At 73.8% G+C, this 23,220-nt stretch carries 22 protein-coding genes; 8 read left to right on the forward strand and 14 right to left on the reverse strand.

Annotated elements, in window-relative coordinates:
* Positions 1-81 precede the first annotated feature (81 nt).
* Positions 82-1,068 (forward strand): helix-turn-helix transcriptional regulator, encoded by a 987-nt coding sequence (locus HT134_RS05740; RefSeq protein ID WP_175599146.1) that lies wholly within the window; start codon positions 82-84, stop codon positions 1,066-1,068.
* A 19-nt stretch (positions 1,069-1,087) separates the two neighbouring features.
* Here HT134_RS05740 and rdmE read toward each other — a convergent pair whose 3' ends face one another.
* Positions 1,088-2,710 carry an aklavinone 12-hydroxylase RdmE gene (gene rdmE, locus HT134_RS05745; protein ID WP_217707200.1) on the reverse strand — a complete coding sequence of 541 codons (1,623 nt, stop codon included), beginning with the start codon at positions 2,708-2,710 and terminating at the stop codon, positions 1,088-1,090.
* Between the two features lie 222 nt (positions 2,711-2,932).
* Here rdmE and HT134_RS05750 point away from each other — a divergent pair, with 222 nt between their 5' ends.
* The 4 genes from HT134_RS05750 (at position 2,933) to HT134_RS05765 (ending at position 7,060) form a co-directional block, all read left to right on the forward strand.
* The gene (locus HT134_RS05750) at positions 2,933-3,874 is read left to right on the forward strand and encodes an ATP-binding cassette domain-containing protein (protein WP_281387373.1); all 942 of its coding nucleotides are present in this window, start codon (positions 2,933-2,935) and stop codon (positions 3,872-3,874) included.
* Complete coding sequence (locus HT134_RS05755) at positions 3,871-4,704, forward strand: ABC transporter permease (RefSeq protein ID WP_175599149.1); 834 nt, start codon at positions 3,871-3,873, stop codon at positions 4,702-4,704. Before HT134_RS05750 ends, HT134_RS05755 begins: the two co-directional genes overlap by 4 nt.
* Before the next feature lie 266 nt (positions 4,705-4,970).
* Positions 4,971-6,404 carry an acyl-CoA carboxylase subunit beta gene (locus HT134_RS05760; RefSeq protein ID WP_312888076.1) on the forward strand — a complete coding sequence of 478 codons (1,434 nt, stop codon included), beginning with the start codon at positions 4,971-4,973 and terminating at the stop codon, positions 6,402-6,404.
* Complete coding sequence (locus HT134_RS05765) at positions 6,401-7,060, forward strand: response regulator transcription factor (RefSeq protein WP_312887987.1); 660 nt, start codon at positions 6,401-6,403, stop codon at positions 7,058-7,060. The genes HT134_RS05760 and HT134_RS05765 overlap by 4 nt, the downstream gene beginning before the upstream one ends.
* Positions 7,061-7,224: 164 nt before the next feature.
* Here HT134_RS05765 and HT134_RS05770 read toward each other — a convergent pair whose 3' ends face one another.
* From HT134_RS05770 to HT134_RS05795, 6 genes are read right to left on the reverse strand one after another with little or no spacing between them, the layout of a single operon-like run.
* Positions 7,225-7,767: a flavin reductase family protein gene (locus HT134_RS05770; protein WP_175599151.1), complete on the reverse strand. Its 543-nt coding sequence runs from the start codon at positions 7,765-7,767 to the stop codon at positions 7,225-7,227.
* The gene (locus HT134_RS05775) at positions 7,764-9,068 is read right to left on the reverse strand and encodes an activator-dependent family glycosyltransferase (protein ID WP_175599152.1); all 1,305 of its coding nucleotides are present in this window, start codon (positions 9,066-9,068) and stop codon (positions 7,764-7,766) included. Before HT134_RS05775 ends, HT134_RS05770 begins: the two co-directional genes overlap by 4 nt.
* Positions 9,069-9,114: 46 nt before the next feature.
* On the reverse strand, positions 9,115-10,614 hold the full coding sequence (locus tag HT134_RS05780; RefSeq protein WP_175599153.1) for a cytochrome P450 family protein: 1,500 nt from the start codon (positions 10,612-10,614) through the stop codon (positions 9,115-9,117).
* 11 nt (positions 10,615-10,625) lie between these two features.
* The gene (locus HT134_RS05785; protein ID WP_175599154.1) at positions 10,626-11,543 is read right to left on the reverse strand and encodes an alpha/beta fold hydrolase; all 918 of its coding nucleotides are present in this window, start codon (positions 11,541-11,543) and stop codon (positions 10,626-10,628) included.
* On the reverse strand, positions 11,540-12,589 hold the full coding sequence (locus HT134_RS05790) for a methyltransferase (protein WP_175599155.1): 1,050 nt from the start codon (positions 12,587-12,589) through the stop codon (positions 11,540-11,542). Before HT134_RS05790 ends, HT134_RS05785 begins: the two co-directional genes overlap by 4 nt.
* On the reverse strand, positions 12,589-13,026 hold the full coding sequence (locus HT134_RS05795) for an ester cyclase (protein WP_175599156.1): 438 nt from the start codon (positions 13,024-13,026) through the stop codon (positions 12,589-12,591). Before HT134_RS05795 ends, HT134_RS05790 begins: the two co-directional genes overlap by 1 nt.
* 146 nt (positions 13,027-13,172) lie before the next feature.
* On the opposite strand from HT134_RS05795, the gene HT134_RS05800 reads away from it, so the two are divergent.
* Entirely contained in the window at positions 13,173-14,036 is an 864-nt protein-coding gene (locus HT134_RS05800; RefSeq protein ID WP_175599157.1) for a class I SAM-dependent methyltransferase, read from the forward strand.
* Here the strand turns inward: HT134_RS05800 and HT134_RS05805 are convergent.
* The 5 genes from HT134_RS05805 to HT134_RS05825 are packed head-to-tail and all read right to left on the reverse strand — an operon-like array spanning position 13,962 to position 19,182.
* Positions 13,962-15,098 (reverse strand): acyltransferase domain-containing protein, encoded by a 1,137-nt coding sequence (locus HT134_RS05805; protein ID WP_217707202.1) that lies wholly within the window; start codon positions 15,096-15,098, stop codon positions 13,962-13,964. The two genes, HT134_RS05800 and HT134_RS05805, sit on opposite strands and share 75 nt — an antisense overlap.
* A gap of 35 nt (positions 15,099-15,133) precedes the next feature.
* Positions 15,134-16,381, reverse strand: coding sequence for a ketoacyl-ACP synthase III family protein (locus HT134_RS05810; RefSeq protein WP_175599158.1), 1,248 nt, complete (start codon positions 16,379-16,381; stop codon positions 15,134-15,136).
* Positions 16,378-17,586, reverse strand: a complete 1,209-nt coding sequence (locus HT134_RS05815; RefSeq protein ID WP_175599159.1) for a ketosynthase chain-length factor — start codon at positions 17,584-17,586, stop codon at positions 16,378-16,380. The genes HT134_RS05810 and HT134_RS05815 overlap by 4 nt, the downstream gene beginning before the upstream one ends.
* A gap of 4 nt (positions 17,587-17,590) precedes the next feature.
* Positions 17,591-18,850: a beta-ketoacyl-[acyl-carrier-protein] synthase family protein gene (locus HT134_RS05820; protein ID WP_175599160.1), complete on the reverse strand. Its 1,260-nt coding sequence runs from the start codon at positions 18,848-18,850 to the stop codon at positions 17,591-17,593.
* Positions 18,847-19,182, reverse strand: a complete 336-nt coding sequence (locus HT134_RS05825; protein WP_175599161.1) for an antibiotic biosynthesis monooxygenase family protein — start codon at positions 19,180-19,182, stop codon at positions 18,847-18,849. The genes HT134_RS05820 and HT134_RS05825 overlap by 4 nt, the downstream gene beginning before the upstream one ends.
* A 148-nt stretch (positions 19,183-19,330) precedes the next feature.
* Between HT134_RS05825 and HT134_RS05830 the strand changes: the two genes are divergently transcribed.
* The gene (locus HT134_RS05830; RefSeq protein WP_175599162.1) at positions 19,331-20,113 is read left to right on the forward strand and encodes an SDR family NAD(P)-dependent oxidoreductase; all 783 of its coding nucleotides are present in this window, start codon (positions 19,331-19,333) and stop codon (positions 20,111-20,113) included.
* 24 nt (positions 20,114-20,137) lie between these two features.
* Entirely contained in the window at positions 20,138-21,085 is a 948-nt protein-coding gene (locus HT134_RS05835) for an aromatase/cyclase (protein WP_175599163.1), read from the forward strand.
* An 88-nt stretch (positions 21,086-21,173) separates the two neighbouring features.
* Here HT134_RS05835 and HT134_RS05840 read toward each other — a convergent pair whose 3' ends face one another.
* Positions 21,174-21,917: an SDR family NAD(P)-dependent oxidoreductase gene (locus tag HT134_RS05840; protein ID WP_175599164.1), complete on the reverse strand. Its 744-nt coding sequence runs from the start codon at positions 21,915-21,917 to the stop codon at positions 21,174-21,176.
* Positions 21,914-23,215: an activator-dependent family glycosyltransferase gene (locus tag HT134_RS05845; RefSeq protein ID WP_246363548.1), complete on the reverse strand. Its 1,302-nt coding sequence runs from the start codon at positions 23,213-23,215 to the stop codon at positions 21,914-21,916. The genes HT134_RS05840 and HT134_RS05845 overlap by 4 nt, the downstream gene beginning before the upstream one ends.
* Positions 23,216-23,220 lie beyond the last annotated feature (5 nt).

A 23,220-nucleotide genomic window follows, 5' to 3' on the forward strand; every position in this document is an offset into this window, starting at 1 on the left:
GACATCATCGTGATGCCCCGCCTCCTTAACCCGGTGGCAATGCGGCCACAATCTGGCCGCTTCACATGACACGATGCGAGCATGGCCAACACGCCGTTGCGCATGCTCCGTTTGCTGTCGTTGCTGCAGAACTGCCGGAACTGGTCGGGTCCCGAGCTGTCGGAGCGGCTGGAGGTGAGCCCGCGCACCCTGCGCCGGGACATCGACCGGCTGCGCGAGCTCGGCTACCCGGTGCACGCGACGCCGGGGGCGCACGGCGGCTACCGGCTGGAGGCGGGCACCGCCCTGCCCCCGCTGCTGCTGGACGGCGAGGAGGCGGTGGCGATCGCGATCAGCCTGCGCACGGCGGCCGGCGGCACGGTGGCCGACATCGAGGAGACCTCGGTGCGCGCCCTGGCCAAGCTGGAGCAGGTGCTGCCGGGCCATCTGCGCCGGCGGGTCAACGCGCTGCAGAACTACACGGTGCCGCTCATCGCGAACGGCCCGACCGTCGATCCCGAGGTCCTCACGCTGCTGGCCCAGGCGTGCCGCGACCGCGAGCGGCTCCGCTTCGCCTACAGCACGCGTGAGGGGGCCGAGAGCAACCGGCACGTCGAGCCGTACCGGCTGGTCAACGTCGCCCGCAAGTGGTACCTGATGTGCTGGGACCTCAAGCGCGAGGACTGGCGCACCTTCCGCGTGGACCGGCTGTCCTCGCCGTACGCGACGGGCGAGCGGTTCAAGCCGCGCGAGCTGCCGTCGGACGACGTCGCCGCCTACGTGGCCGAGTCCATCACCACGTCGCTGGCCCGCTACCGGGCGCTGGTCACCCTGCACGCGCCCGTCTCGGTGGTCGCCGAGCGCATCCGGCCCCGCGACGGCATCCTCACGGTCGTCGACGACAAGACGTGCATGCTGCGCACCGCGGCCGACTCGCTGCAGTGGCTGGCGCTGACCATCGGCATGTTCGACATCGAGTTCGAGGTGCACGAGCCGCCCGAGCTCAAGGAGTACGTCCTGGAGCTGTCGGCGCGCCTCGGCCGCGCGGTGGCCGCGCCCGCCGAGCCGGCTCCGCCGGTCCCCTGGTGACGCGGTGGCGCCCCGTGGGTCAGCCATGCGCGGCCTCCGCGGGCACCCGTGACAGCACCGTGGCCAGGGCGGCGCGGAAGGCGGCCCCGGGGTCCGGCGCGGCGCCCGCCGAGCGCCAGGCGACCACCCCGTCGGGCCGCACCAGGGTGGCGCCCGCGGGCCCGAGCCCGTAGCGGCGCGTCAGCTCGCCGTCCGGGTCGCGCAGCCCGGCGCCCAGGACGTGGACGTCGAGGCGGACGCCCAGGTCGCGTGCGGCACCGGCGGCGGCCTCGCCCCACGCCTTCCCCTCGGGCCCGGCGATCAGCACCCAGCCGTCGCCGTACAGCTCGATCGTGGACACGCGGGCTCCGTCCCGCTCCACCCAGGCGTGCGGGGCGCGGAAGCCGGGGCGGCCCGTGGGGCGCAGCGGGTCCTCGACCGGCTCGGGGTCGTCGTCCTCGGCCACCACCGCGCCGGAGCGGTAGCGGAAGCCCATGAGCACCTCGGCCATGCCCCGGGCGCGGGGCAGGCTGTCGGCCAGGTGCGGGGCCATCCGCTCGCCGTAGATGCTCAGCGACTCGTCCACCACGAGCCGGGCGACCTGCGCGCGTTCGAGGCCGTAGCTGTCGAGCAGCCCCTCCCCCGCCTCGCCGGCCACCACGGCGGCGAGCTTCCACGCCACGTCGAAGCCGTCGCCGACGGCCGTGTTGCCGCCCATCCCGCCGGTCGGCGGGGTGACCTTGGCCGCGTCGCCGACCAGCAGGATCCGGCCGTCGCGCCAGCGGTCGGCGATGTAGGCGGCCATCTCCCACGCCTGCACGTCGAGCAGCACCGGGCGCAGGTCCGGCGCGCCGACGGCCAGCCGGATGAGCTCCTCGCAGCGCTCCGGGGGGTAGTCCTCCGGCCTCTCGCCGCGCGCCGGGTCGTACTGGACGTAGAAGGTGTGCCGGTCGGGCCGGTCGGTGGGGCCGAACGTGCCGGTGAAGGCGGGGTTCTGCAGGTAGTACCAGCCGGTCGAGCCGGGGGGCAGCACCGCGGACAGGTCGGCCTCGAAGATGATGCCGACGAAGTGGGCCAGCGAGCCATGGCCGTGGCGCGGGATGCCGAGCCGTTCCCTGATCTCGCTGCGCGGGCCGTCGGCGGCCACGAGGTAGCGGGCGCGGACCGTGGTCTCGGCGCCGTCGGCCACCGTGCGCAGCCGCACCGTGACGCCGTCGTCGTCCTGGGCGAAGTCCGTCATCTCGGTGCCGAAGCGGATGTCGGCGCCGTGCTTCTCGGCCTGGGCCAGCAGGATGGGCTCGACCCGGTCCTGGGAGGCCAGGGCCCAGGGCATGGGCGTGCAGTCCTCGGTGGCCCCGACCAGCTCCTCGAAGCTCTCGGCGAAGGTGTGCAGGGTCCTGCCGCCCACGGTCTCGGCCACCTTGATGGTGAAGTCGCCCTGCCGGCCGCGGATGTCGGTGGCGGCCATGACCTCGTCGGCGACGCCGCCGATGCGCAGCAGCTCCATGGTGCGCGGGTTCTGGCCGGCCGCCTTGGGGTAGATCGAGGTGCTGCCGTGCCGCTCCACGAGCAGCACCCGCACGCCCCTCCGCGCGAGGAACATCGCCGAGGACAGTCCGCCGAGTGCCCCACCGACGACCACCACGTCAACGTCCGGTTCCATCACTGCGGCCTCCTTGACTCGTGCGGAATTTCATGGTCTGAGGCGCGAATCAAGTAATCACTGAGAACGGCTGGACAATTTCGCGGTCCACGGCCAATGCGGTCAGGAGGTGACCGCGCTGCTCGTTATCGTCCTGGCCATGACGAAAAACGGCGGGAGCGACGGGAGCCTGCGATGAGCTCCCCACCCACACTCGCGATAGAGACTTCCGGCCTGCGGAAAATGTTCGGGCAGACCAAGGCCGTCGACGGCGTCGACCTGCAGGTGCCGCCCGGGATCGTGTACAGCGTGCTCGGGCCGAACGGGGCCGGCAAGTCGACGCTGATCCGCATGCTGGCCACGCTGCTGCGGCCCGACGGGGGCACGGCCAGCGTGTTCGGCCACGACGTGGTGCGCGACTCCGACGCGGTGCGCCGGCGCATCAGCGTGACGGGGCAGTACGCCTCGGTGGACGACGCGCTGACCGGCCTGGAGAACCTCGTCCTCATGGGCCGGCTCCAGGGCTACACCTGGCCGCAGGCCAGGCATCGGGCCGGCGAGCTGATGGACGCCTTCGGCCTGACCCACGCGGCCGGGCGGCTGGTCAGCACCTACTCCGGCGGCATGCGGCGGCGGCTGGACATCGCGGCCAGCATCGTCGTGAGCCCCGACCTGCTGTTCCTGGACGAGCCGACCACCGGCCTCGACCCGCGCAGCCGCAACCAGGTGTGGGACATCGTGCGGGCGCTGCTGGCGGGCGGCACCACGATCCTGCTCACCACCCAGTACCTCGAGGAGGCCGACGAGCTGGCCGACCGCATCGCGGTGGTCGACCAGGGCAAGGTCATCGCCGAGGGCACCACCGACGAGCTCAAGGCCTCGGTCGGCCAGGTCGCCCTGCACGTGCGCCTGCGCGACCCCGGGCAGCGCGACAAGGCCGAGGACCTGCTCACGCAGGAGCTGGGCGTCCCCGTGCACCTGGAGGCCGACCCCGCCGAGATGTCCGCCCGGGTGGAGGACAACTCGCGGGTGCTCCAGGGGCTCGGCGCCCTCACCCGCGCCTCGATCGAGCCGGCCGAGTTCTCCGTGACCCGGCCGAGCCTGGACGAGGTGTTCCTGACGCTCACCGGCCACAAGGCCGACGACCAGTCCGCCGGGGAAGCCGGAGAGGAGCACGCCGCATGACCTCCTCCATCGAGGGAGTCGACGACCGGGTGATGGCCGTCCTGGCCACCCACGAGAGGCCGCCGAAGGCCAGCCCGCTGTCGGCGACGATCACCCACCTGTGGCGGGGGATCATGGCCTTCAAGCACTTCCCCGCCCAGCTCATCGACATCATCCTGCTGCCGGCGATCTTCCTGCTGCTGTTCACGTACCTGTTCGGCGGCGCCTTCGCCGGCTCGCCCGGCCAGTACCTCCAGTTCTTCCTGCCGGGCATCGCGGTGCAGAGCGTCATCCTCATGACCGTCTACACCGGCACCGCGATCAACACCGACATCAACAAGGGCGTCTTCGACCGCTTCCGCACGCTGCCGTTCTGGCAGCCGGCGGCGATCGCCGGCAACCTGGTCGGCGACGTCCTGCGCTACCTGATCGCGCTGACCATGACCATCGGCATGGGGCTGGCGCTGGGCTTCCGGCCGGGCGGCGGCGTCCTCGGCGTGCTCGCGGCCATGGCGGTGCTGATCGTCTTCGCGTTCAGCGTGAGCTGGATCTTCGCCGCGATCGGCGTGGTCGCCAGCGTCCCGGAGCGGGTCTCCGGCACCAGCATGATCGTGATCTATCCGCTGCTGTTCATGAGCAACATCTTCGTCCGGCCCGAGACCATGCCGTCGTGGATGCAGGTGCTGGTCAAGGTCAACCCGCTGAGCCACGCGGCCACGGCGTCGCGCACGCTCATGCACGGCACGGCCGGGTTCTGGGACGTGATGTGGGCGCTGATCACCTCGGCGCTCATCACGGTGGTGTTCGCGCCGCTCGCCGTGCGCCTGTACCGGAACAAGAACACCCGCTGAGCGGGCGGGACGCCGTTCATTGCAGCGCCCCGTCGTGGATATTCGCGATGGGGCGCTGAACACGTTAAGTAAGCGATCACTTACATACTAGCACTTGAGCCTTACCGGATGGGCTTGACAGGTGAGACGGCACATATTTAGCCTATCATGGAAAGCTGAGGACGATTCAATTTTGAATCGTCTTCTTTCATGTGGGGCACGAAAGAAGGAATGTTCGAAATAATGGAGTGACAATGACTGGACCTCCGCTTTCCTCATCCTCCTTGGTGTCGCGGTCCCGGCCCGCGGACGTCCGGCACCGCATCGACACGCTGACCGACCCGGACTCCTTTGTGGAATTCGGCAGCCAGGCCCGACATAGGGTCACGGCCTTCGGCATGCAGGCCAAGCGCCCGGCCGGCGACGGCGTCGTCACCGGGCACGCGACGGTCGACGGCCGCCCGATCGGGGTGTTCGCCCAGGACCCCTCCGCGCTCGGCGGCTCGCTGGGCGAGATCCACGCCGCCAAGATCGTGGCGGTGCTGCGGCAGGCCGGACGTGCCAGGATGCCGGTGGTCGGGCTGCTCGACTCGGGCGGCGCCCGCATCCAGGAGGGCCTCGCGGCCCTCGACGGCTACGGCGCGATCTTCCGGGCCAACGTGCAGCTCTCCGGCCGGGTGCCGCAGCTCAGCCTCATCCTGGGGGCGTGCGCCGGCGGCGCCGTCTACTCGCCCGCGCTCACCGACATCATCATCATGCTGCGCGAGAACGCCCACATGTTCCTCACCGGCCCGCAGGTCGTCAAGGCGGTCACCTTCGAGGACGTCAGCCCGAGCGACCTCGGCGGCAGCGAGGTCCACACCCGCCACTCGGGCGTCGCCCACCTGGTCGCCTCCAGCCCGGCGGAGGCCATGGACCTGGCCCGGCGGGTCCTGTCCTACCTGCCCGACTCGTGCTGGGACGAGGTGCCGATGGGCATGCCGGCGCCTCCCGGGGCGATGCCCCGGCTGCCGGACAGCCCCCGCGTCCCCTATGACGTCCGGCAGGTGATCGCGGGAATCGTGGACTCCGACAGTTTTCTGGAGCTGCAGTCGCGTTTCGCGCGGAACCTGGTCATCGGTTTCGCGCGGATCGAGGGCCGCCCGGTGGGCGTGGTGGCCAATCAGCCGCTGGCGCTCGCGGGCGTCCTGGACATCTCCGCGTCCGAGAAAGGGGCGCGTTTCGTCCGGCTGTGCGACGCGTTCGGATTGCCTCTGGTGACCCTGGTGGACACCCCGGGTTTTCTTCCCGGAACGAAACAGGAAACAAATGGAGTGATACGCAAGGGTGCGAAACTGCTTTACGCGTTCTCCGAGGCGACCGTGCCGCGGCTGACCGTGGTGCTGCGCAAGGCGTTCGGCGGCGCGTACATCGTCATGAATTCCAAGTCGTTGGGGGCGGACGCCGTGTTCTGCTGGCCGAGGGCGCAGATGGCAGTCATGGGTGCGGAAGGAGCGGTCGACATCGTCTACCGGCGGGAGTTGCGCGATGACCCCGGGGTGCGCCCCGACCTGGTGGCGGGCTACGAGCGCGAGGTGATGGCCCCGCACCTGCCGGCCGAGCGGCTGTCGGTGGACGAGGTCATCGAGCCGGAGCAGACCAGGTCCGTACTGGCCGCGACCCTGCGGACGCTGGCCAGGTCGGTCCGCCCCCGGTTCCGTCACGACAACCTTCCCCAGTGAAGGCGGCGTTCTCCGCTCGGGTGTCGGCCACCGAGCCGGGCAACGGGACGATCCGCGTCGTCATCGCCGAGGACCTGGACATGGTGCGCGGCGCGCTGGTGGCGCTGCTGCGGCAGGAGGCGGACATCGAGGTCGTGGGCGCCGTGTCCGACGGGAGGCAGATCCTGGCCACCGCGCGGACCGGCGCGCCCCACGTCGCGGTGATCGACGCCGACCTGTGCTGGAAGGACCGGTTCGCGGCGGCCGTGGAGCTGAAGGAGACGCTGCCCGGCTGCGACACCCTGCTGCTCAGCAGCCTCGCCCGGCCGGCCACGGTGCGCCAGGCGCTGTCGGCCGGCGTGGGGGGACTCATGCTGAAGACCTCGCCGCCCGAGCGCCTCGCCGACGCCATCCGGCGGGTGGCGGCGGGGTACCGCGTCTTCGACGCCGACCTGGCGCTGGTCGCGTGGGGCTCGACCGGGTGCCCGCTCACCGACCGCGAGCTGGAGGTGCTCCAGCTCGCGGCGGAGGGGGACGAGATCCGGGAGATCGCGAGCGCGCTCTTCCTGTCGCCGGGGACCGTGCGCAACTACCTGACGGTCGTGGTGAGCAAGCTGAAGGCGCGCAACCGCATCGACGCGATCCGCATCGCCCGCAAGTCCGGCTGGATCTACTGAACCGGCGGGCCGCGCCCGATCCTCCGTGCGGGCGGGCCGCGCTGGACGGGATGCGGGGCACAAGGGCCGCGCTGGACGGGATGCCGGGCACGCGGGTCGGCGCCAGGGGGATGCCGACGCGCGGCCAGGACCGGGGAGGCTGAGCGCGCGGGGCGGCGCCGGGGTTACTGCGGTTCCCCGCGCGCCGTCCCGTGGACCGGCTCGTGTTCCGGGACGAACCGCCCGAAGCGCCCCTGGTGGTAGAGCAGGGGGCGGCCCTGCTCGTCGATGCGCGTGCCGGTCACCAGGCCGACGACCAGCACGTGGTCGCCGATGTCCGCGGTGCGGTAGGGCGAGCAGGTCAGGTGGGCCGTGACGCCGTCCAGCAGCGGCGTGCCGAACTCGTCCGGGCTCCACCGGGTGGGCGGCGAGAACCGGTCGACGTGGGTGCGGGCGAAGCGGGCCGCGGTGTCCCCCTGGTCCCCGGCCAGGATGTTGACGGCGAAGCGGTCCGCCTCGCGCAGCCACGGCCAGGTCGAGGACGTACGGCCGAGGTAGAAGGCCACCAGCGGCGGACGCAGGCTGACCGAGGAGAAGGAGGTGGCCGTCACCCCGACGGGCACTCCCCCGACCGAGGCGGTGACGACGACCACCCCCGCCGCGTGGCCGGACAGCGCGCGGCGGAACTCCTCCTCGCCGACCGCCCGGTCGCGGTACGCGCGGCTCATCGGCGCGCTGACGCCGTACCGGCGGGGATGCCCGAGGGCGCGCCGCGGTGCGCCGCGGTCAGGTCCTCCAGCGCCGGCACGACCTCGTTGGGGGTGGGGCAGTCGAGCATCTCCTCCCTGATCTTGGCCGCGCCGGCCCGGAACGACGAGTCCTCCAGCAGATGGGCCAGGCCGTCGCGGACCGCGCTCGCCTGGCGGGCGGGGCCGGGCGGCAGGTACCTGCCGGCGCCCAGCTTCTCCAGGCGCAGCGCGCGGAACACGTCGTCCCACTGCCAGGCGAGCGCGAGCTGCGGCACGCCGTAGAGCGCCGCGCTGGCCCACGTGCCGGCGCCGCCGTGGTGGACGACCGCGTCGCAGCTCGGCAGCACCACGTGCAGCGGCACGCTGTCGACCACGCGGACGTTGCCCGGCAGCGGGCGCATCCGCTCGCCGGTCTTGACGGTGGCGATCACCTCGACGTCCAGCTCGGCGATCGCCTCCAGCAGCTCGGCGACGGCGTCCAGGCCGGAGAAGCCGGTCGTGCGTTCGGTCATGCCCCCGGTGACGCACACCCGGGGCCGGTCGGGGTCGGTCCGCGACCAGAGGGGCACGACGGCGGGCAGCGGGCCGTTGTACGGGATGTAGCGCATCGGCACCAGCGGCTGGTCCAGCTCGAAGCGGACGCTGGCCGGCATCTGGTCGATGGTCCAGTGGCCGGTGACGACCTCCGGGCTGAACTCGGCGCCGTGCCGGCCGAGCGTCCAGGTGAGCCAGTCGCGCACCGCGTCGTCGCGCAGCTCGGCGGGCAGCGGCGCGAGCAGCCGCTGGAAACGCTGGTACACCTGGAGGAACAGGTCGGGCCCCCACAGCAGGCGGGCGTGCGCGGCGCCGGTGACGTGCGCGGCCACGGCCCCGGCGAAGGTGAACGGCTCCCAGATCACGAGGTCGGGCCGCCACCAGCGGGAGAAGGCCACCATCTCGTCGACCATGGTGTCGTTGTTGATCTGGGCGTAGAACATCGCCGTCAGCATCGTGGTGGACGACTCCAGGAAGTCCAGGTCGAGCAGCTCGGGGCGGCCCTCCAGGTAGTCGGGGTTCTGGTGCAGGGCGAAGACGCCGGGGGCGGCGGCGGCCATCACCCGTTCCACCTGGTGGTCGTCGCCGACGGGCACGGCGGTGAGCCCGGCCCGGGCGATGCTGGGGGTCAGCGCGGGCTGGCTGGCCACCCGGACCTCGTGCCCCGCGGTGCGTAACGCCCAGGCCAGCGGCACCATGCCGTTGAAGTGGGCGTCCATGGCGAAAGACGTGACCAGCACGCGCATCGTCGAATCTCCTCACGCCCCGGGTCCCGCGAAGGACCCGGGTCTCCTAACGGCACAGGGGAAGCCTGACCACGGCCCGCACGACGGGCGAGCGCATGCGGCGCACGACGGCTCCGTCCGCGCGCAGGCCCGGCCACCGATCGGCGGCGGCGCGGACGATCTCGGTGGCGACCACGCGGGCGAGCGGCGCGACGAGTTCCTCGGGCCCGCCTCCGGTCAGGGAGAGGCTCGGGGCGCCCGCGTGGGCGAGGTCGAAGCGGTCCGGGTCGGCGACGCCGGCCAGGTCGCGGTTGGCGGCGTCCACGACGATCACGACGTGGGCGTCGGCGTCGATGTCCTGGCCGTGCATGGCCAGCGGCTCCTGGGCGGTCCTGCTGACCAGGCGCACCGGCGGCGACCAGCGCAGAGTCTCCTCGACGGCGTCCGCGGCCAGCTCGGGTGAGCGGCACACGGCCGCCCACTGGCCGGGGTGGTCGAGCAGCGCCACGATCGCGTCGGCGGCGGTGGCGGCCGCGATCTCGGCCCCGGCCACCAGGTGGAGCAGGCAGACCGCCGCCACGTCCGCCTCGCCGAGACCGGTGGCCAGCATGGCGCTGACGGCGTCGTCGCCGGGCTCGGCCGCGCGGGCCGTCACGAGGTCGTGGACGAGGACGCGGGCGCGGGCCACGGCCTCCTCCAGGTCGCGGACCACGGGCAGCCGCGGCGGGCACAGCACGGCGTCCAGGGCGACGCCCAGCCGAGGCAGCAGCTCCGCCAGCTCCCGCTCGGCGGGTCCCGGGTCCCCGGCTCCCGGCCCCTCTCCGAGCAGAACGCCCTCGCCCTCCTCTCGCCTCAGGTCGCTCGCCTGCGTACGCGGTCCCTCTGTCCTCAGGTCGCTCGTCTCCGTACGCGGCCCCTGCCTCCTCAGGCCGTTCGCGCCCGAGCCCGCGTCGAAGTCGAAGGGGCCGGAGACACGTGGGCCCGCGTGCGGACCGGCGGGGCCGGACAGGCCGAGGACCCGGGACAGGGAGGCGGCCACCGCCGGCCTGACCAGGTCGGCGACCAGGTCGAACGTCTCTCCGGCGCGGTCGGCGACCCGCCCGGCCGCGCGCCGGACGTCGTCCCGCCACGCCCCGGCCGTCACCGGCCCCAGCACGGGCCGGTTGACCCGGTCGAGCCGCCGGTAGTCGGCCAGCGGCAGCGTCAGCAGGGCGTCGTCCATGGGCGTGACGTGGCAGGTGCGCCAGGTCTCCCACAGGTTCTCGCCCAGGTGCGCGCGGTCGCCGCCCGGGTGGCGGGTGTCGAGGCGCGGGTCGCGCAGCAGCGCGGCGGCCGCCTCACCGCTCGCCGTGACGCACGTGCCGAGGTGGCTGCGGAACAGGGGGCCCGCCCGCCTGATCTCGTCGCCGAGCGCCGCGCTGTCGTCGCCCTCGCCCCGCAGCAGCCGGGCGTACGGGTCGCCGAGCGCGCCCAGGACGAAGTGGAAGCCGCGGATCGTGAGCAGGTGACGGCCGAGCTCGCTGGGGGTCACGGAGGTGGGCGGCAGGGTCTGCGGCGTGGTCGGCATCGTGGTGCTCCTCAGGTGGTGACGCGGTGGGGCGTGCGGAGGGTGTGCGAGCTGATGGCGGCGGCCAGCGGCTCGTGGACGGCCGAGGCGAGCGCGTGCCCCATCTCGGCCAGCTCCACGACCCGCGCCCCGGGGATGAGGTCGGCGACGTGCCGGGCGTGCGGCGGCGGCGCGGCGGGGTCGCGCATCGCCTGGATCGCCAGCGTGGGCACGCGTACCCCGGCCAGCTCCGCGCCCCGCGAGACCGGCGGCTGGGGGATCATGTGGTGGTTGATCGGCTCCTGGAAGGTGCCCGCGTGCGCGACGGCGCGCAGCTCGCCGCGGCGGAACTCGTCGGCGTCGAACGGCAGGTCCTCGCCGTTGAGCAGCCGCCACTTCTCCACCCGCCGCTCCAGCTCGGCCTCCGGCCCGTCCACCGGCTCCGACATCAGCGTGATGACGTCCAGGAAGCGCCGGGTGGGCAGCGGCAGCCCGTCGGCGGAGGGCGCGCCGCTCATGGCGCGTTCGATGTTGGCGTCGAAGTCGACGTCGAGCGCCCCGCCGAGCATGAGGGTCAGGCTCAGCAGCCGGTCGGGGTGGTCGATGGCGAGGAGCTGGCCGATGGTGTGGCCGAGCGACATGCCGACGACGTGCGCGGCCGGCACCTCCCAGCCGTCGAGCACGGCCAGCGCGTCGGAGACCAGCTCGTCGAAGCCGTACGGCCGCTCCTGGAAGGCCTGGAAGCCGGTCGCGGTCGAGCGGCCGGTGTCGCGGTGGTCGTAGCGGATGACGTGGTGGCCCTTCTCGGCGAGCAGCGCCACGAACGCGTCGGGCCACGACTTGGCCGACAGGTTGCCGCCGGCGATCAGCAGCAGCGGCGGGGCCGCGGGGTCGCCGAAGTCCTCGCTCCACAGGGACACCTCGCCGTTGGCGATGACACGGGTCGTCACGAGACCTCCTCGGCCGGGGCGAGCACGATCAGGGACAGGTCGAAGGGGATCGTCGGGTTGGGCAGCCGGCGCACCGACTCCACGGCCAGCCCGGCGCGGGCGGCCAGCCCCGCCCACTCGTCACGGGTGCGCAGCCGCCCGCCCAGGAAGACCAGCATGCGCAGGTCCAGCTCGGTGAACCGCTCGTTGCCGGCGTTCTCGGCCAGGTCGTCGCGCTCGTAGACGAGGATCCGGCCGCCGGGTTCGAGGGAGTCGGCGCAGCGGGCGAGGATCCGCGCGGCGTCCTCGTCCGGCCAGTTGAGCAGCACGAACGACAGCAGCATGACGTCGGCCTTGCACGGCAGCGGCGCGAAGAAGTCGCCCTCGACCACGTCGCAGCGGTCGGCCAGGCCCTCGGCCGCCAGGTGCTCGCGGGCCACCCGCGCGGTGCCGGGCAGCTCCAGGATCGTGGCGGTCACGTGCGGCGCGGCCCGCGCGACGGCCGCGACGAAGCCGCCCGTGCCGCCGCCGACGTCGCACACGTGGCGCACGCCGCTCCAGTCGTAGGCGGCGGTGGGCGCGTCGTAGGCCACGTGCTGGTCGCAGGCCATCAGCGACTCGAACGACTCGCGCAGGCGCGGCTCGGCGGCCAGGTCGTCGTAGAAGGGCCGGCCGTAGACGTCGGCGTACGTGGGCCGGCCGGTGCGCACGGCGTCCAGCAGCCGGGTGAAGCCGACGTCGGCCCGGGCCACGATCTCGCCGAGGTCGTGCCAGGCGCGCTGGGCGGCGGGGTGGTCGTCGGCGAGCACCTCGCCCATCGCGGTCGGCGCCAGGCGGCCGGGCTCCGGCTCGGCCAGCACGCCCACCGCGACGAGGTGGCGGATCAGCCGGGCCAGCGCGTCCGGGTTCGTCCCGGTACGCTCCGCCAGCTCGCGGGGGCCGGTCGCGCCGTCCTTGATGTGGTCGACCAGGCGGAGGGTGGCCGCCACGCGCACCGCCATCGGGGTGTGCAGGCTGCCGAGCCGGATCAGGCCCCACAGCGGGTCGTCGTCGCGTGATTCGGCCATCAGGGACGCCAGCCGCCGTCCGCGGGCCACGGCATGTCGAGCTGCCGGTAGGTGCCGAGGTAGTCGGGCCAGTCGCGGTGGTCGCGGATCTTGCCGTCCACGATCCGGATCAGGTGGATCTGCTCACCGGCGAACCTGCGGCCGGTGGGCGGCATCCCGACGAGGTTGCCGACGTGGCGGCCGTAGAGCACGAGGTGGGCGCGCACCCACTCGCCGTTCTCCTCGTAGCCGATCTCCTCCAGGTGGGCGTCCTCGGAGAAGGCGTACTTCAGCCACTTGACCGCGCCCGCGAACGCCTCGGGGCCGCGCCCGTCGGGGTTGTGCTCCAGCGCGCCGGGGTTGAGATATTCCGGATGAATGAACTCCTCGACGTCTCCGGTTTCGCCGCTGTTGTACGCCGCCACCATGCGGCGGACGATTTCGATCTGCTTGCTCATCGGCGCTCCCTGAATGGGTGTGTCTCCGCGTCGATTGTTCGCCGCGGTACGCGCGCGGGACAAGCGGGAAAAGCGGCTGTGCACCGATTCTCGACCGGTTCTCCAGAGGCGCTCGAATACTGGTGATTGCGCAGAAGGGAGGGCTTGTGGACAGCTCGGCGTACAAGCGACAGGTCGCGGGGGTCTTCGACGACTCCGCCGCGCGCTACGACCGGATGGGGGTGGAGTTCTTCACCCCGATGGGCCGCCGGCTCGTGGAGCTGGCGGCTCCCACCGCAGGTGAGAGGGTGTTGGATGTCGGCTGCGGCCGGGGCGCCAGCCTCTTTCCCGCGGCGGAGCTGGTGGGGCCGCGAGGGCGCGCGCTGGGCATCGACCTGGCCCCGGCCATGGTGGAGGAGGTCGGCAAGGAGATCGCCGCCCGAGGCCTTTCCCAGGTCGAGGCGCGGGTGATGGACGCGGAAAATCCGGAACTTCCCGCTGGCGCTTTCGACGTGCTGCTCGGCGGTTACAGCATCATTTTTCTGCCGGACGCCCCGGGAGCACTTTCCCGCTATACGGAATTCCTCGCCGACGGCGGGCGGATCGCATTTACGAGCCCGGTTTTCCGGGCCGGGACTTTCCCGTTCCTGCCGCCGGAGTTCACTCCGCTCATTCCCTCCTCGCTGCTGGAGCACCTGCCCGCCGAATGGCGGCCGGAGGCGCTGGTGCGGCGTTTCAACAGCTGGCTGGAGGACGCCGGGGACCTGACGGCGACGCTGGAGCGGGCCGGCTACCGCGAGGTGCGGGTGCTGGACGAGCCGGTGCGGATGACCGCCGAGTCCCCCGAGCGGTGGGTGGAGTGGTCGCACACCCAGGGGATGCGGCTGCTGTGGCAGAACCTGCCCGCGCCGCAGCGCGAGGACCTGCGCGAGCGGCTGATCGAGGGGCTCGACCGGCTACGGGGCGGGAGCGGGCCGGTGGTCATCGAGGTCCCGGTCCGCTTCGTCACCGCCCGCGTCGCCCGCGGCTAGATCACCCGGGCCCGGCCCGCCCGCGGTCGAGCGGCCCGCGGTCGGGCCGGTCGCGGTCGGGCCGCCCGCGGTCGGACCGGTCGCGGACAGGGCGGTCGAGGACAGGGCGGACAGCCGTTCCAGGGCCGCGTCGAAGGCGGCGCGGTCCGCCTCGGGGCCGCCGGCCCGCGCGGGCAGCAGCGCCACGACCTCGCCCCGCCCGGCGCGCACCGCGCGGTGCCGCCGGGCGATGGTGCTCAGCCCCTGCCCCGGCCCCGCCTCGACGCACACGACGTCGTCACGGGCGGACAGGACCGCGTCCAGCGCGGGCCAGAACAGCACCGGCCGCACCGGGTGACCGGCCCAGTAGTCGGGGTCGGCGGCCGTCTCCCGGGTCAGCGGCGCGGCCGTGTAGCAGGAGCGCAGCGGGATGCGCGGCGCGCGCACCGGCGTGGCGGCGAAGCCGTCGACGGCGGCGGAGGCCACGCCCGCCAGCATGGGGCTGTGGAAGGCGGTCATCGCGGGCACGGGGGCGCAGACGAACCCGTCGCGCCGCAGCCGCTCCGCCACCTCGGCGAGCGGGCCGGACGGCCCGGCCAGGATCGTCTGCCGGGGCGCGTTGACCGCGGCGACCACGACCTCGTCGGTCAGCGCCTCCTCCAGAGAGGCGGCCGAGGCCGAGACCGCGAGCATGCCGCCCGGAGGCGCCTCGGCCAGCAGCCGGATCCGCTCCTGCACCAGGCGCGCGCCGTCACGCAGGGTGAACACGCCGCCCAGCACCGAGGCGGCCATCTCGCCGATACTGTGGCCGAGCATGACCCACGGCCGCACCCCGTAGTCCATCAGCGTGCGGCCGAGCGCGTAGTCCAGCGCGAACAGCAGCGGCTGCGACCGGGTGACGTGGTCGAGCGGGACCCGCGGGTCGTCGCTGAGCCAGTCGCGGCGCATCGCGTCGCCGTCGTCGAAGGCGGCCAGCACCTCGTCGAGGGCGGCGGTGAAGCGCGGCTCGCTGCCGTACAGGCCCCACGCCATCCGCGGGTGCTGCGACCCCTGCCCCGGGAACATCACCATGGTGACGGTCACGTCTCGCCCCTCTCCCCCGCCCGTGCCCGGGCGGCTCAGCCCTTGTCGGCCGCCCACGCCGGGCGGCTCAGCAGCTCCACGACCGCGCACGACCACGTGAAGCCCGCGCCCACGCTGGCGAGCAGGCACAGCTCGCCCGGCCCGACCGCGCCGGTGGCGACCAGGTGGTCGAACCCGGCGATCGGGTCGCCGGCGCCCAGGTGGCCGACGTGCCGGCTCCACGGCCAGGTGGTGCGCTCCGGGTCGATCCCGTACGGGCCGAAGAAGCCCGCCCTGAGCCGGCGCAGGCCCATGTGCGGCAGCGCGAAGCCCTTGACGTCCTCCAGGGCCACGCCCGCCTCCACCAGGGCCCCGGTCAGCGCGGCCTCCTGCCCGGCGCTCACCTTGGCGGCCGTCGCCGCCCGCCCCACCTCGCGCACGTAGGAGCGCTTGTGCAGGTCGAGGTCCACCGTGGGCAGCTCCTCCAGCGACGGCGCGCCGAACGCGTCGCCGCCCCGGTGCATGCCCTCCAGCTCGGGGTCGGAGACCGTCACGAGGCTGCGGATCCGGGCGAAGCCGCTCGTGCGCGACAGCACGAGCGCCGTGCCGCCGTCGGCGTAGACGGTGCCCGGGTCGCTGCGCCACCGGTCGAACCCGGGCGGGTTCATCCGGTCGCCGGTCGTGATCAGCGCCCCCGTACGGGCCGGGGAGGCGGCCAGGTAGGCGGTGGCCAGTTCGAGCGCGGCCATCCCGCCGTTGGAGACCTGCCGGACCTCCATGGCGGGGCAGGCGTTGCCCACCGCGGCGCGCTGCACGTACGAGGCGGGCGCCCACAGGTGGTGGCCCTGGAAGTAGAGGCCGGCGTGCAGGACCAGGTCGATGTCCGCCGGGCCGGCGCCGGCGCGGGCCAGGGCCGTCCGGGCCGCGCGGGCGGCCATCTCGGGGCCGCTCTCCTTGTCGGCGACGGCCACCGCGAGCATGCCGGTGGCCGCGGCGAGCGGCGGGTCGCACTCGCCCGCCGCCAGCGCCCGCTCCGTGGGCACGGCGGGCGGCAACCAGGCCGCGCACCCGGCGATGAACAGCCCCCCGGTCCCCGCCGCCCGCGCCTCACTCCGCGCGGCCGGCCCACCGGTCTCCACCGACCGGCCGCCATGCCGCCCGCCCGGCCCGCCGCTCTCCGCCGCCCGGCCGCCATGCCGCGCGCCCGGCCCGCCGCTCTCCGCCGCCCGGCCGCCATGCCGGGCGACCGGCCCGCCGCTCTCCCGCGCCGGGTGCGCGGGCGGCTCGGAGTCGCCGCGCGTCATCGGCGCACGACCATCGCGCTGTTGAAGCCGCCCGCCCCGCGCGCCACCACCAGCGCCGCGTCCCCGGTGATGGGCCGCGGGTCGCCGAGCACGAGGTCCACGGGCAGCTCCGGGTCCACGTCGCGGACGTTCGCCGTCGCCGGGGCCACGCCGTCGCGCAGCGCCAGCAGCGCCGTCACCACGTCCAGCGGGGCGGCCCCCGAGTAGAGCCGGCCGGTCAGCGTCTTGGGGGCCGTCACCGGCACCCCGCGCGGCCCGAAGACGGCCGCGAGCGTCCGGGCCTCCTCCGCGTCGAGACCGGGGTCGGCGGCGGCGTCGGCGATCACCAGGGCCACGTCCGCGGCGGCGATCCCGGCGTCGGCCAGCGCCGCCTCGACGGCCCTGATCAGCGCCGGCGGCCGTCCGGAGCCGGGCGGCGGGTCGAAGCTCGCCCCGTAGCCGGCGATCCGCCCGTACACCCGGGCGCCCCGCGCGCGGGCCGCCCCGCCCTCCTCCAGCGTGAGGATGGCGCCGCCCTCGCCCGGCACGTGCCCGCCGGCCCGGCGGTCGAAGGGCAGGTACGCGGCGGAGGGGTCGCGGGCCGTGCTGAGCCGCCCCCAGCGGGTCAGCGCGGCCAGCCCGTACGGGCACAGCGACGAGTCCATCCCGCCGGTCACCATCATCGGCGTCCCGCGCGCCACCTTGCGGCGGGCGTGCGCGATCGCGTCGAGCCCGCCGGCCTGCTCGGTCACCATGACGCCGACCGGTCCGCGCAGGTCGTGCCGGATGGAGATCTGGCCGGTGTTGACCGCGTAGAACCACGCGAACGACATGAACGCGCTGACGTGGTCGGGCCCGTCGTGCCACAGGTGCTGCAGCTCCCGCTGCCCGAAGTCGAAGCCGCCCGAGGCGCTGGCGGTGATCACGCCCACGTCCAGCGGCGAGCTCGGCTCGAACCCGGACTCGGCGATGGCCCGGTCCGCGGCGTAGAGCGCGTACTGCGTCATGAGGTCGGTCTGCGGCAGGATCCGGGCCGGCAGATGGTCGCGGGGCTCGAAGCCCTCGACCTCGCCGGCCAGCGGCGAGGGCAGCCGGGCGGGGTCGAAGCGGCGCAGCGGGCGGATGCCGTTGCGCCCGCTCAGCAGCGCCGCCCAGTACTCCTCGGGGGTCAGGCCGACGGGGGCTACCACGCCGGCCCCGGTGACCACGACGTCCGTGTCATGCATGCGTTCACCCTTCGAAACGGCGCAGCAGCATGGCGCTCTGGAAGCCGCCGAAGCCGCTGCCCACGGTCAGCGCGACGTCCACGCGCTGCTCGCGCGCGACCAGCGGCACGTAGTCCAGGTCCAGCTCGGGGTCGGGCTCGTGCAGGTTGGCCGTGGGCGGGATCGCGCCCCTCGTCACGGCGAGGGCGGCGGCCGCCACCTCGATGGAGCCGATGGCGCCCAGCGAGTGGCCGATCATCGACTTGATCGAGCTGATGGGCACCCGGTGGGCGTGCTCCCCGAGCGCGGTCTTGATCGCCGCGGTCTCGTGCCGGTCGTTCTGCTTGGTGGCCGTGCCGTGCGCGTTGACGTAGCCGATCTCGGACGGGTCGCAGCGCGCCTCGTCCAGCGCCGCGGTGATCGCCGCAGCCATCTCGGCGCCGTCGGAGCGCAGGCCGGTCATGTGGTACGCGTTCCCGCGCGAGGCGTAGCCGGTGATCTCGGCGTACACCTGGGCCCCGCGCCGCCGGGCGGCCTCGGCCTCCTCCAGCACGAGCACGGCCGCGCCCTCGCCGAGCACGAAGCCGTTGCGGGTGCGGTCGAAGGGCCGCGAGGCGCTGCCCGGCGTGTCGTTGTAGCTGGAGGTGGCCTTGATGGCGTCGAAGCAGGCCACGGTGATGGGCGCGATCGGCGCGTCGGTGCCGCCCGTGACCATGACGTCGGCGCTGCCTTCGCGGATCAGCTCGCAGGCGTAGCCGATGGCGTCGATGCCCGAGGTGCACCCGGCCGACACCATCGACACCGGGCCCTGCGCGCCGACCGCCCAGGCCACCTCGGCCGCCATCGAGCTGGGCACGAAGTAGTCGTACAGGTACGGCGAGGCCTGGGTGTGGTCCACCTCCCAGGTGGCGCCCCGGCCGCTGATGGCCACGTACTCCGCCTCCAGCTTCTGCGTGCAGCCGACGGCGCTGCCGAGGGCCACGCCGACCCGGTGGGCGGCGGACTCCTCGACCCGCAGGCCGCTGTCGGCCATGGCCTCGCCGCAGGCGGCCAGCGCGAACTGGGCCGCCCGGTCCAGCCTCTCTGCGGCGCCGTCCGGCAGGCCCGCCTGGCCGGGGTCGAAGTCGGCCTCGGCGGCCATCTGGGAGCGGAACGGCGCGGGGTCGAACGCGGTGATCCGGCGCGTGGCGGTGGCGCCGGACATCAGCAGGTCCCAGAACGGCTTGACCCCGATGCCGCCGGGGGCGATCACGCCGAGCCCGGTGACGACCACCCGCCTGCTCATGACCGTCCCGTCTCCGCGGCCCGCGTCTGCCGCGTCTCGTACAGGGTGGGCTCGCTGGTGCTGAGCGCCCGCAGCGCGCCGGCGTGCGGGGCGAAGTCCGGGTGCTGGACGGCGGCGCGGAAGGCGGCCTCGTCCTCCCAGGCGGCGACGTTGACGTAGTGACGGTCCTGCCCGGTCTCCAGCGGACGCAGCAGCATGTGCCACAGGAAGCCGGGCCTGGATCCCATGAACTCCGAGGTGGCGGCGAAGACGCGCTCGAACTCCTCGGCCGGGCCGTGCAGGAGGAACCGGTTCACGAACGTGACGGCTCCCCCGAACTCCGTGTGCGGCATCCGTACTCCTCGGTCGTAGGCCGCCGAGTCGCTCGACAGCTCTCAGCACGACGCTGCGGCACGGTTCTCGCGGCCCGCTCGAACTCAGGTCGTCTAGCGCCATTCGAGCCGCCGGTGTGACCCTTGCGCCGACCGAAAGGAGAACCCCATGTCCGAGGAAGGCCGGGTCGCCCTCGTCACCGGTGGCACCAGCGGCATCGGGCTGGCCGTGGCGCGGTCCCTGGGAGGCGCCGGGATGCGCGTGTTCCTGTGCGCGCGCACGCAGGACGCCGTCGAGCTGACCGTCAAGGGGCTGCGCGAGTCCGGGGCCGAGGCCGACGGGCGGGTGTGCGACGTGCGCGACGCCGCCGCGGTCCAGGAGCTGGTCCGGGCCGCCGTCGACCGGTACGGCCCGATCGACGTGCTGGTCAACAACGCCGGCCGCGGCGGCGGGGGCGTGACCGCGGAGATCCCCGACGAGCTGTGGCAGGACATCCTGGACACCAACCTCACCGCGCCGTTCCGGATGATCAAGGCGGTGCTGACGACGGGCGGGATGCTGGAGCGGGGGCGCGGGCGGATCATCAACATCGCCTCGACCGCCGGCAAGCAGGGCGTCGTGCTCGGCGCGCCGTACTCCGCCTCCAAGCACGGGGTCGTCGGCCTGACCAAGGCGCTGGCCCTGGAGCTGGCCAAGACCGGCATCACGGTCAACGCCGTCTGCCCGGGCTACGTCGAGACGCCGATGGCGCAGGGCGTGCGGCAGCGGTACGCGGCCTTCTGGGGCGTCACCGAGGACGAGGTGCTGGCCAAGTTCCAGGACAAGATCCCGCTGGGCCGCTACTCCACGCCGGAGGAGGTCGCCGGGATGGTGAGCTACCTCGTCTCGGACACGGCGGCGTCCATCACCGCGCAGGCGATCAACGTCTGCGGCGGACTCGGCACCTTCTGAGCCCCCTTCCTGACAGGAGCACCCGTGGCGACCTCACCCACGCACGAGACCGAGCACCAGATCACCCTGTCGGCGGACCCGCGGGCCGTCTACGCGGTCCTCGCCGACGCGACCGCGTGGCCGGCGGTCTTCCCGCCCTCCGTCCACGTCGAGCGGATCGAGGAGAACGGCCGGGAGGAGCGCATCCGCATCTGGGCCACCGCCAACGGCAGGCCCAAGACGTGGACCTCGCGGCGCGAGCTGGACCCGGAGCGGCTGCGCATCCGCTTCCGGCAGGAGGTGCCCGCGCATCCCGTGGCCGCCATGGGCGGCGAGTGGATCGTCGAGCCGGTCGACGCCGCCACCACCCGGGTCCGGCTGACGCACGACTTCAGCGCGGTGGACGAGGACGGCGTGGACTTCATCGCCAAGGCCGTCGACCGCAACAGCGAGGCGGAGCTGGCGTCGCTGCGGGCCGCCGTCGAGGACTCCGGCGGGGTGAGCCGGCTGGCGACGTTCGAGGACACGGTACGGGTGGACGGCGCGGCGGCCGACGTCTACGACTTCCTCTTCCGCGCCGACCTGTGGCCGGAGCGGCTGCCGCACGTGGCCCGGATTGTGGTCGAGTCGGAGACGCCCGACGTGCAGCTCATGGAGATGGACACCCGCACGGCCGACGGTTCGACGCACACCACGGCCTCGGTGCGGGTCTGCTTCCCCGAGCACCTGATCGTCTACAAGCAGCTGCGGACGCCGAAGCTGCTGTCGGTGCACACGGGCCGCTGGACGGTGCGGCCGGAGGGCGGCGGCGCCGCGGTCACCTCCCGGCACACGGTGGCGATCGCCCCGGAGGCGATCACGAGCGTGCTGGGCGAGGGCGCCACGATGGCCGACGCGCACGCGTTCGCGCGCGAGGCGCTGAGCCGCAACAGCATGACGACGCTGAAGGCGGCCAAGGAGTACGCCGAGGGCCGCCGCTCCGCGCGCGTCTGACAGCGGCACGCGGGCGGGCCGCGTCCCCTCGCAGGGGACGCGGCCCTTCGTCACGTCACGGACCCTTCGTCACGTCACGGACCCTTCGTCACGTCACGGACAGGGCGCCGTCGACGGCGAACACCGTGCCGCTGGCGTACGCGGCCTCCGGTGAGGTGATCTGGACGATCCACCAGGCGATCTCCTCGGGCCTCCCGACCCGGCCCACGGGCACCCGCCCGCGCATGGCCTCCAGGAACCCGGCGTAGTCCTCCTCGGACATCCCGGCCCGGACCCCGGCGGCCGTGTCGACGACGCCGGGCGCCAGGCCGACCACGCGGATCCCGCGCGGGCCGAGCTCGACGGCCCAGGACCGGGTCAGCAGGTCCAGGGCCGCCTTCGTGGCCCCGTACACCGCGTTGTGCGGCCAGGAGCGCAGCCCGAGGGAGCCGGCGGAGCTGACGTTGACCACCACTCCCCCGGCGGCGGCCAGGTCGTCCAGCACGGCCTGGGTGAGCATGACCGGCGCGACCAGGTTGATCGCCACCTGCGCCCCCACCTGGGCCCGGTCGAGCCCGCCGAGCGGGCCGAAGACGCCCGCCCCGGCGTTGTTGACCAGCACGTCCACGCGGCCGAAACGCCGGCGCGCGGCCTCGGCCACGGCCTCGGGCGCGCCGTGCTCGGTGAGGTCCGCGGCGAACGGCTCGATGCCGTCGTGGCCGGCCGCGGTGTCCTTGAGCGCGCCGGCGTCGCGGCCCACGACGAGCACCCCCCAGCCCCGCTCGGCGTAGGCGTGGGCGGTGGCCCGGCCGATGCCCGACCCGCCTCCGGTGACGATCGCCGTCCTGGTCATCCGGCCTTCCCCTCCTTGTGCAGCATGGTGAGCCGTTCGAGGACCGGCACGATCTCGTTGGGACTGGGCATGCCGACCACCTCGGCCCGCATCCGCGCCGCCGCGGCGGCGTAGGACGGGTCGTCGAGCAGGCCGACGACGCGCTCGCGCAGCTGGTCGGGCGACAGCTTGTCGTGCTCCTCGATGTAGGTGCCGGCGCCGTTCCTGGCCAGCCCGGTGGCCTTCTCCATGGAGTCCCACATCATGTCGGGCACGAGGAGCTGCGGGACGCCGTGGGCGAGGGCCGTCATGAACGTGCCCGAGCCGCCGTGGTGGACGATCGCGTCGCACGACGGCAGCAGCGCGTTGAGCGGCACGAAGTCGACGGCCCGCACGTTGGCCGGCAGCGTGCCGAGCCGGGCGCGCAGGTCGGCGGGCAGCAGGGCGACCACCTCGGCGTCCAGCCCGTCCACCGCGGCGATCAGGTCGCCGGCGGCGACCGTGCCGCCGTCCTCGACCTCGCCCAGCGACACGCCCAGCGTCAGGCAGATCCGCCGCGGGTACGGCGCGGGCTCCCGCAGCCAGCCGGGCAGGATCGAGCGGCCGTTGTAGGGCACGTAGCGCACGCCCACGTAGTGCAGGTCGAGCGGGATGCGCAGGGAGACGGGCGTCGGGTCGATCGTCCACTGCCCGAGCACCAGCTCCTCGTCGCGCTCGCGGACCCGCTCGCCGTGGCGGCCCAGCGTCCAGTCGAGCCATTCGGCCAGCGGGTCGTCGCGCAGCTCGGGGGGCCGCTGGTCGAGCATCGCGCGGAAGCGGGTCCGGTTGCGTCCCATCTGGTCGGGCCCGAACAGCAGCCGCGCGTGGGCGGCGCCGACGACCCGGGCGGCCACCGGGCCGGCCAGCGTCAGCGGGTCCCAGATCACCAGGTCCGGCCCCCAGTCGCGGGCCAGCGCCACGAGGTCGTCCACCATCGGCTCGGCGCACACGTTCTGGAACACGAACGCGGTCATCGCGCTGAACATGCCGATCGCGTGCTCCCACGGGAACGGGTCGTAGCGGGAGTTGCTCATGGCCAGGCCGCCGAGGTTGCGGTCGTCGGCGAAGCTGGAGGTGGCCTTCTGCGTCTCCGGCTCGATCTCCAGCGGCGGCCCGACGGGCACCGCGGTCAGGCCGGCCGCCGCGATGGTCTCGGCCAGGTCCGGCTGGCTGGCGACGACGACCTCGTGGCCGGCGGTGCGCAGCGCCGAGGCCACGGTGACCTGGGCGTAGAAGTGCGACGGCGCGGCGAACGTGGTGAACAGGACACGCATCGGCATCTCAC

The sequence above is a fragment of the Nonomuraea rhodomycinica genome, from assembly GCF_013363995.1.
GTDB lineage: Bacteria > Actinomycetota > Actinomycetes > Streptosporangiales > Streptosporangiaceae > Nonomuraea > Nonomuraea rhodomycinica.